This is a genomic window from Herbaspirillum sp. B65 (genome assembly GCF_000333555.1).
GTDB classification, from domain to species: domain Bacteria; phylum Pseudomonadota; class Gammaproteobacteria; order Burkholderiales; family Burkholderiaceae_D; genus Herbaspirillum; species Herbaspirillum rubrisubalbicans.
This window is the reverse complement of the sequence record NZ_BADI01000849.1, coordinates 1-7,540: the sequence shown is the minus strand read 5'-3', so window position 1 is coordinate 7,540 and position 7,540 is coordinate 1. Positions and strand designations below refer to the sequence as shown.

The window sequence follows — 7,540 nt, the reverse complement described above, 5'->3', positions numbered from 1 at the left end:
AGTTCATCAGGTTGCCCTGGCACCAGCGACGGTCGCGGCTCAATTCATCGAGCAGGTTGGGCGGCATTTCTTCGTAGCTGCCATCGAGGTCGTAGGCGATCCAGACCGACCAGCCGGCACGCCGCATGAGCGAAGCTTCCACGAAGTCGTGCGACATGATGGGCCCGGACAGATTGCCCTTGCCCGGCAGCGGCGCCAGCGCGCAATACTTCATGAAGGGTTGCAGGCGGATGATGGCGTTGTGGCCCCAGAAGTGCGATTCACCCAGTTGCCAGTAGTGCAGGCCGGCAGTAAAGAGTGGCCCGTACACGCGAGTCGAGAACTGCTGGATGCGGGCATACAGCGTATCGCGACCGGCCGCACGCGGCGCGGTCTGGATGATGCCAGCGCCGGGATGGGCTTCCATCAGGCGGGTCAGCTTGGTGAGGCAATCGCCGGTCATGACGCTGTCGGCATCGAGCACCACCATGTAGCGGTAATCGGCGCCCCAGCGGCGGCAGAAGTCATCCAGGTTGCCGCTCTTGCGCTTGACGCGGCGGCGACGATGGCGATAGAAGATGCGCCCGAAGCCACCGGTTTCGCGGCACAGGCGATTCCACGCAGCGGTTTCCGCCGCGCAGATATCGGCCTCGCCACTGTCGGAGAGGATGAAGAAATCGAAATGCGCGATCTGCCCGGTGCGCTCCAGCGACTCGTAGGTGGCGCGCAGGCCGGCGAAGACGCGTGCCACGTCTTCGTTACAGATGGGCATGACGATGGCAGTGCGTGCCTCGGGGGCAATCTCGGTGTTGCCGGCCTTTTCGTGAGAGATCAGATATTTGTCATCTCCCCGCATCAAGACCAGGAAACCCGTCATGGCCGTCCAGAACCCGGCCGACACCCACAGGAACAGCAGCCCGAACAGGAACAGCACCACCATCTCCAGCGGCTTGGTGCCGTGATAGGGCAGCACATCGCTCATGAAATAGGTCGCCATCGAGGTCTGCAACACCATCAGGATCAGCAGCGTGATGCGGCGCACGTTGCCGGTGTGCTGCCAGTGGCCCTTGGGATCGGGCGCCTCGGACTGGTCCAGGTGGTCTTCGATGTAGCGCGGTTCGTCATCCACCACTTCCGGCTCGACCGCCTTGGCGCGGCCCTTGCGGGCGCGGCGCCAGCGGCTGGGGCGGCGCTCCAGGCGGCGGTTTTCCTCTTCCACCCAGCGCGCGAAGGGATTCAACTCGCCCCAGGGACGCGGCACCATGGACTTGCGATGCATGGGCGGGCCCACCGGAATGCGCGGCTGGCCGCGCTCTTCTGCGATGGGGGGAACCGCCGCGCCGGCTACCGGCTCGGCCGCAGTGGCCTCTGGATACATCAGGCGCAAGCGCGCATCGACCGAAGCCTGGGCGGCCACCGGCAAGGTGCTGGCATCGCGCCCGGAGGCCTCGGCCAGCACGCGGTGCAGGTCGGCCACCGGATCGCCGGAGCCGATTGCACCCGCGCGCGCGGCCAGGTCCTGGCGTTGCGCAGGCGACAGCGGCAGGCGCGCGAGGTAATCCTCCAGCGCCTGCGAAGCTGCCGAAGTCTGCCTTAGTTGGGGGGTAATATGTAGCTCCACGTTTCAGACAAGGTTGTGCCGCCATTGGCATTGCGCAGGAAACCGCGCAGCTCGACGGGCTTGTTTTCTTCCAGACGGCGCAGCTTGACTTCCACGCGCCAGCCGCCGGTCACGTCATTCTTGCGGGTGGTCACGCTGGCCAGCTTGCCATTGGCATCGGCCTCGACCACGCCTTCCACGCGCGCATTGGCGGGCAGCTTCTTGAGGTTGGCGCCGTCGAAGTCGATCGACAATTGCTGCACCTCTTCGGCCTTGCTCTCCTGCTTGGGACGATAGCCATGACCGAACAGGGTCTGCGTCACGTAAGCCAGCGGCGGACGCTTTTCATTATCCTTCTGCCAGGACAAGCGGTATTCCACATTGAAAGGCTGGCCAGGCTTGGGCAGCGTATTGGGAATCCAGTAAGCCACGATGTTGTCGTTGGTCTCATCGGGCGTGGGGATCTGCACCAGCTCCACCCGGCCCGAACCCCACTTGCCCTTGGGCTCGACCCAGGCGCTGGGACGCGACTGGTAGTTGTAGTCCAGGTCTTCGTAGTGCGAGAAGCTGCGGTCGCGCTGCATCAGGCCAAAGCCCAAGGGATTGTCGAAGGAGAACGAAGTCACCAGCAGGCGCTTGGGGTTCACCAGCGGACGCCACAGCCATTCGCCGGTCCCCGACTGCATCGACAGGCCATCCGAATCATGCACTTCCGGGCGGAAGTCGTCTGCCGGACCGGGCTGGTTCTCGCCGAACAGGAACATGCTGGTCAGCGGGGCAATGCCCAGCTTGGTGACATTGCTGCGCAGGTAGAGCTGGGCCTTGACGTCCATGACGGTATCGACACCCGGCTTCAAGACGAAGCGATAGGCGCCGGTGGCGCGCGGCGAATCCAGCAGCGCGTAGATCACCAGTTCCTTGGCATCGGCAGAGGGGCGCTCCAGCCAGAACTCGGTGAAGCGCGGGAATTCCTCGCCCGAATAGAGCGCGGTATCGATGGCCAGGCCGCGTGCCGACAAGCCGTAGCTCTGGCCTTTGCCCATGGCGCGGAAGTAGCTGGCGCCATGGAAGGTCAGCACGTCATCCTTGACCTTGGGCGAATTGAGCGGGAAGCGGATACGGAAACCCGCAAAGCCGATATTGCGCAGGCTGCGCGGATCGACGCTGCGATTGGCGCTGTAGTCGAACAGGGCCGGGCTGAAATGAATCTCGCGCACGGCGTCGCCCACCACTTCATTGATCTTGATCGGCTCGGTGTAGCTGCCGCCCAGATGAATGAAGGAAAGTTCAAAGGGCAGCTTCTGCGCGCGCCAGTAAGACTTGTCGTCGCGGAAGTAGAGTTGGCTGGCCTGCTCGTAGCTCAAGTCCTTGAGCGACTTGGGCAGGTCATCCGCGGGTTTCTTGTAGGACTTGCCGGCCAGCGCCTTGGCGCGCGCGGCCACCGTATTGAAATCGAAAGCCAGGGCAGCCTGCGGCAAGGCCAGCGCCAGCAGACCCGCCAGGGCTGCGGGAGCGGCCAGACGGCGCCACCAGGTCAATCGTGCGGCACGCGGCGGGGAACGATGTCCCTGGCCTGGCCCGGAGGTGGTGTAAAGCAGCATTATTGTTTTGTCTGACATGCAATTTTCTGGTTAAGAGCCCTGCGCTGACGCCCAAGGCCATGGCGCCAGCCCGAAGGCAGGCGCTAGTTTACCCAAATGTTGCGGGGAGTGTTCATATGGATGGCGTGGTTTAGCCATTTAAGTTCAGCATTGACCACCGGCAAGCTGCGCCGCCCGGTGCAGTCGGGCTGCCATGGCAAGCGTGCTTGCGGAAGTTTGGTTCACCTATAAGGGCAGGCGCAGGTGCAGAAAGTTCCGTGCCGCAGCATAGCTCCTGTAACATTATGCTTCTGACGACAGCACCACCGGCCCAGCTGGCGGCGCTCTTTACATCCGTTACACCTGTTCCAGGCAAGCACAGCCCCAGCATGAGCACTTCTTCCGGCCAACTCACCATCATCGTCGCCACCGACCTCAACAACGGCATCGGCATCCGCAACACCCTGCCCTGGCATCTGCCGGAAGACCTGGCCCACTTCAAACGCACCACCTCGGGGCATACCATCCTGATGGGCCGCAAGACCTTCGAATCGATCGGCCGGCCGCTGCCCAACCGCCGCAACATCGTCATCACCCGCAATGCCCAGTGGCAACATCCCGGGGTGGAAACAGCCGGCTCGCTGGCGCAAGCCGCCGCGCTGGCGGGCGCTGCCCCGGCCTTCGTCATCGGTGGCGCCCAGGTCTATGCCGAAGCCCTGCCGCTGGTGGATCGCCTCATCATCACCCGCATTGCACGGGCCTTCGAGTGCGACGCCTTCTTCCCGGCCATCGACGAAGAGGTCTGGCAAGAGCGCGCGCGCGAGCAGCACCACGCCGAAACTTCCGGATTGGACTACGCTTTTGTGACATACGAAAGACGTTGACAGAGACGGCCCGGCAGGCTGTTGTTTTTTCCCGTTTTTGCTTAAACTGCGCACCTCTTTAGCGCAGTTGGTGCGCACATGGCGCGCATATCTGCGACAATCCCGCTTTCATTTTTCCGGCGCGCAAGCACTGCCAGCCCAGGCGCTTTTCTTTTGACCCCCTGCGCGCGTAGGCCGACCCGGCTCCCCGCGCGCGAAGCCTGGAGAATTCCATGAAATTCCGATTCCCCATCGTCATCATCGACGAAGACTTCCGCTCCGAAAACACCTCGGGCCTGGGCATCCGCGCCTTGGCCGACGCCATCGAAGCCGAAGGCATGGAAGTGCTGGGCGTGACCAGCTATGGCGACCTGGCCCAGTTCGCCCAGCAGCAGTCGCGCGCCTCGGCCTTCATCCTGTCCATCGACGATGAAGAAATGGGCGCAGGTTCCGACGAAGAGACCGACTTCGCCCTGAAGGCCCTGCGTGCATTCGTGAGCGAAATCCGTCATAAAAACGCCGACATCCCCATCTACCTCTACGGTGAAACCCGCACCTCGCGCCACATTCCCAATGATGTGCTGCGCGAACTGCACGGTTTCATTCATATGTTCGAAGACACGCCGGAGTTCGTGGCCCGCCACATCATCCGCGAAGCCAAGTCCTACCTGGACGGCCTGGCGCCGCCGTTCTTCCGCGCCCTGGTCGATTACGCCCAGGATGGTTCCTACTCCTGGCACTGCCCCGGCCACTCCGGCGGCGTGGCCTTCCTGAAGTCGCCCGTGGGCCAGATGTTCCACCAGTTCTTCGGCGAACGCATGTTGCGCGCCGACGTCTGCAACGCCGTGGAAGAACTGGGCCAACTGCTGGACCACACCGGCCCGGTGGCCAACTCGGAGCGCAATGCGGCGCGCATCTTCAATGCCGACCACTGCTACTTCGTCACCAACGGTACCTCGACCTCCAACAAGATGGTCTGGCACTCCACCGTGGCGCCGGGCGACATCGTGGTGGTGGACCGCAACTGCCACAAGTCCATCCTGCACTCCATCATCATGACCGGCGCGATCCCCGTGTTCCTGATGCCGACCCGCAACCACCTGGGCATCATCGGCCCGATCCCGCTGGAAGAGTTCACCCTGGAAAGCATCCAGAAGAAGATCGAAGCCAATCCCTTCGCCCGCGAAGCCAAGAACAAGAAGCCGCGCATCCTGACCATCACGCAATCGACCTACGATGGCGTGGTCTACAACGTCGAAACGCTCAAGGACATGCTCGACGGCGAGATCGAGACCCTGCACTTCGACGAAGCCTGGCTGCCGCACGCCACCTTCCACGACTTCTACAAGGACATGCACGCCATCGGCAAGGACCGTCCGCGCGCCAAGAAGTCGCTGATCTTCTCGACCCAATCGACCCACAAGCTGCTGGCTGGCCTCTCGCAAGCCTCGCAGATCCTGGTGCGCGAGTCCGAAACCGTGAAGCTCGACGAAGACGCCTTCAACGAAGCCTTCCTGATGCACACCTCGACCTCGCCGCAATACTCCATCATCGCCTCCTGCGACGTGGCCGCGGCCATGATGGAAGCACCGGGCGGCACCGCGCTGGTGGAAGAAAGCATCCTGGAGGCGCTGGACTTCCGCCGCGCCATGAAGAAGATCGACCAGGAATTCGGCGATGAGTGGTGGTTCCAGGTCTGGGGCCCCAACAGCTTCGCCGCTGACGGCATCGGTGAGCGCGAGGATTGGGTCATCAAGGCCGAGGACGACTGGCACGGTTTCGGCAACCTGGCGCCGGGCTTCAACATGCTGGACCCGATCAAGGCCACCATCGTCACCCCTGGCCTGGCCCTGAACGGCCAGTTCGGCGAGAGCGGCATCCCGGCTTCCATCGTGACCAAGTACCTGGCCGAGCACGGCGTGATCGTGGAAAAGTGCGGCCTGTACTCGTTCTTCATCATGTTCACCATCGGTATCACCAAGGGCCGCTGGAACACCCTGGTGACGGCCTTGCAGCAGTTCAAGGACGACTACGACAAGAACGCCCCGATCTGGCGCATCCTGCCCGAGTTCGCCCAGCGCAACCATCGCTACGAGCGCCTCGGCCTGCGCGACCTGTGCCAGCAGATCCACGAGACCTACCGCGCCTACGACGTGGCGCGCCTGACCACCGAGATGTACCTCTCGGACATGCAGCCAGCCATGAAGCCCTCGGACGCCTTCGCCAAGATGGCCCACCGCGAAATCGATCGCGTGCCCCTGGACGAACTGGAAGGTCGCGTCACCTCGATCCTGTTGACCCCGTATCCGCCGGGCATTCCGCTGTTGATCCCGGGCGAGATCTTCAACAAGACCATCGTCGACTACCTGAAGTTTGCGCGTGATTTCAACGAGAAATTCCCCGGCTTCGAAACCGACGTGCATGGCCTGGTCAAGCGCGAAGTCAATGGCCGCCGCGATTACTTCGTGGATTGCGTCAAGCAGTAAGTCTCAGTGCTGCCAAGCAAAAAGCCGATGCCCTCGCAGGCATCGGCTTTTTTCATGCTGCCGGCTGAGGCGATCAGCTCAGAAGGTGCCGAGATAGAAGTATCCCGCCAGCGCCCCGCCAAAGAGCAGCCCAAAGGGATGGATCTTTGTCTTCAAGGCAATGATGGCAGTGCCCGCCGTGATCGCCGCCAGGAAGCCATGGGTGATCGAGGCCTGCGTGATCAACAGCGCCAAGGCCGCCACCAGACCGCCCGTCACCGGCAGCAGGCCAGCCTGCACGTGACGCCGCCAGGGCTTGTCCTTGCACCTCTCCCAGACGTGTAACATGATGACGGTGATAATCGAGGACGGCCCGAACTTGGCCAGGCTGGTCACCAGCATCCCCCAGAAACCGGCCACATGCCAGCCCACCAGGGTGACCACCATCAGGTTGGGACCGGGCGCGGCCTGGCCCAGGGCGAACAGCGCGCTGAAATCCTCCGCCGTCATCCAGTGATGTACCTCCACCACCTGGCGCTGCATCTCCGGCAGGATGGTATTGCCGCCACCGAAGGCCAGCACCGACAACTGCGTGAAGATGATAGCCAATGCGATCAGGGTCTGGCTCATTGCGCGCCCTCCTGCTTGGCTGCGGCCTGCGGCTTGGCAGCGAAGCGCTCGCCATAGCGCGCCGTGAGAAAGATGCTGATCGGCGTCATCACCGATCACGATCAGGTGCGAGCCATAGGGAAAGACCGCCGTCTTGCCGCACACCATATTGGCCTGGGCCGCTTCGAGCAGGTCGACACCGACCGTATGAGTCGCCCAGCGACCCACGGCAAAACGCTCCTGGGAAGACAAGGCGCCGCTGAAGGCGCTGGAGACAGCGACCTGGTCATGCCGCAAGACATTGATGCAGAAATGGCGCGCCGAGATCAGGATGTCGGCCAGGTAAGTGGACCGGTTCACGCACGCCAGCAAGGCCGGTGGATCCATGGAGAGGGAACTGACGGCGGTCATCGTCATGCCATGACGACGCTGGCCATCGGTGGC

At 62.9% G+C, this 7,540-nt stretch carries 5 protein-coding genes and 1 pseudogene; 2 read left to right on the top strand and 4 right to left on the bottom strand.

Annotated elements, in window-relative coordinates:
• Positions 1–1,600: glucans biosynthesis glucosyltransferase MdoH (gene mdoH / locus I5W_RS20195; protein ID WP_044530573.1), on the bottom strand; the 1,600-nt coding region annotated here is incomplete at its 3' end.
• On the bottom strand, positions 1,573–3,198 hold the full coding sequence (locus I5W_RS20190) for a glucan biosynthesis protein G (RefSeq protein ID WP_017453984.1): 1,626 nt from the start codon (positions 3,196–3,198) through the stop codon (positions 1,573–1,575). The genes mdoH and I5W_RS20190, both read right to left, overlap by 28 nt.
• Before the next feature lie 350 nt (positions 3,199–3,548).
• Between I5W_RS20190 and I5W_RS20185 the strand changes: the two genes are divergently transcribed.
• Together I5W_RS20185 and I5W_RS20180 are read left to right on the top strand one after the other, a co-directional pair.
• Positions 3,549–4,043, top strand: a complete 495-nt coding sequence (locus I5W_RS20185) for a dihydrofolate reductase (protein WP_017453985.1) — start codon at positions 3,549–3,551, stop codon at positions 4,041–4,043.
• A 212-nt stretch (positions 4,044–4,255) separates the two neighbouring features.
• Positions 4,256–6,508, top strand: a complete 2,253-nt coding sequence (locus I5W_RS20180) for an arginine/lysine/ornithine decarboxylase (protein ID WP_017453986.1) — start codon at positions 4,256–4,258, stop codon at positions 6,506–6,508.
• A gap of 78 nt (positions 6,509–6,586) precedes the next feature.
• Here the strand turns inward: I5W_RS20180 and I5W_RS20175 are convergent, their stop codons facing one another.
• Together I5W_RS20175 and I5W_RS30250 are read right to left on the bottom strand one after the other, a co-directional pair.
• Positions 6,587–7,117 (bottom strand): chromate transporter, encoded by a 531-nt coding sequence (locus I5W_RS20175; RefSeq protein ID WP_044530574.1) that lies wholly within the window; start codon positions 7,115–7,117, stop codon positions 6,587–6,589.
• Between the two features lie 147 nt (positions 7,118–7,264).
• Positions 7,265–7,483: pseudogene (locus I5W_RS30250) on the bottom strand (flavin reductase); the annotation flags it as partial.
• Positions 7,484–7,540: the final 57 nt, after the last annotated feature.

Coding starts and splice junctions, on each gene's coding strand:
- I5W_RS20175 (WP_044530574.1), bottom strand. CDS start 7,117: ATGAGCCAGACCCTGATCGCATTGGCTATCATCTTCACGCAGTTGTCG.
- I5W_RS20190 (WP_017453984.1), bottom strand. CDS start 3,198: ATGTCAGACAAAACAATAATGCTGCTTTACACCACCTCCGGGCCAGGC.
- I5W_RS20185 (WP_017453985.1), top strand. CDS start 3,549: ATGAGCACTTCTTCCGGCCAACTCACCATCATCGTCGCCACCGACCTC.
- I5W_RS20180 (WP_017453986.1), top strand. CDS start 4,256: ATGAAATTCCGATTCCCCATCGTCATCATCGACGAAGACTTCCGCTCC.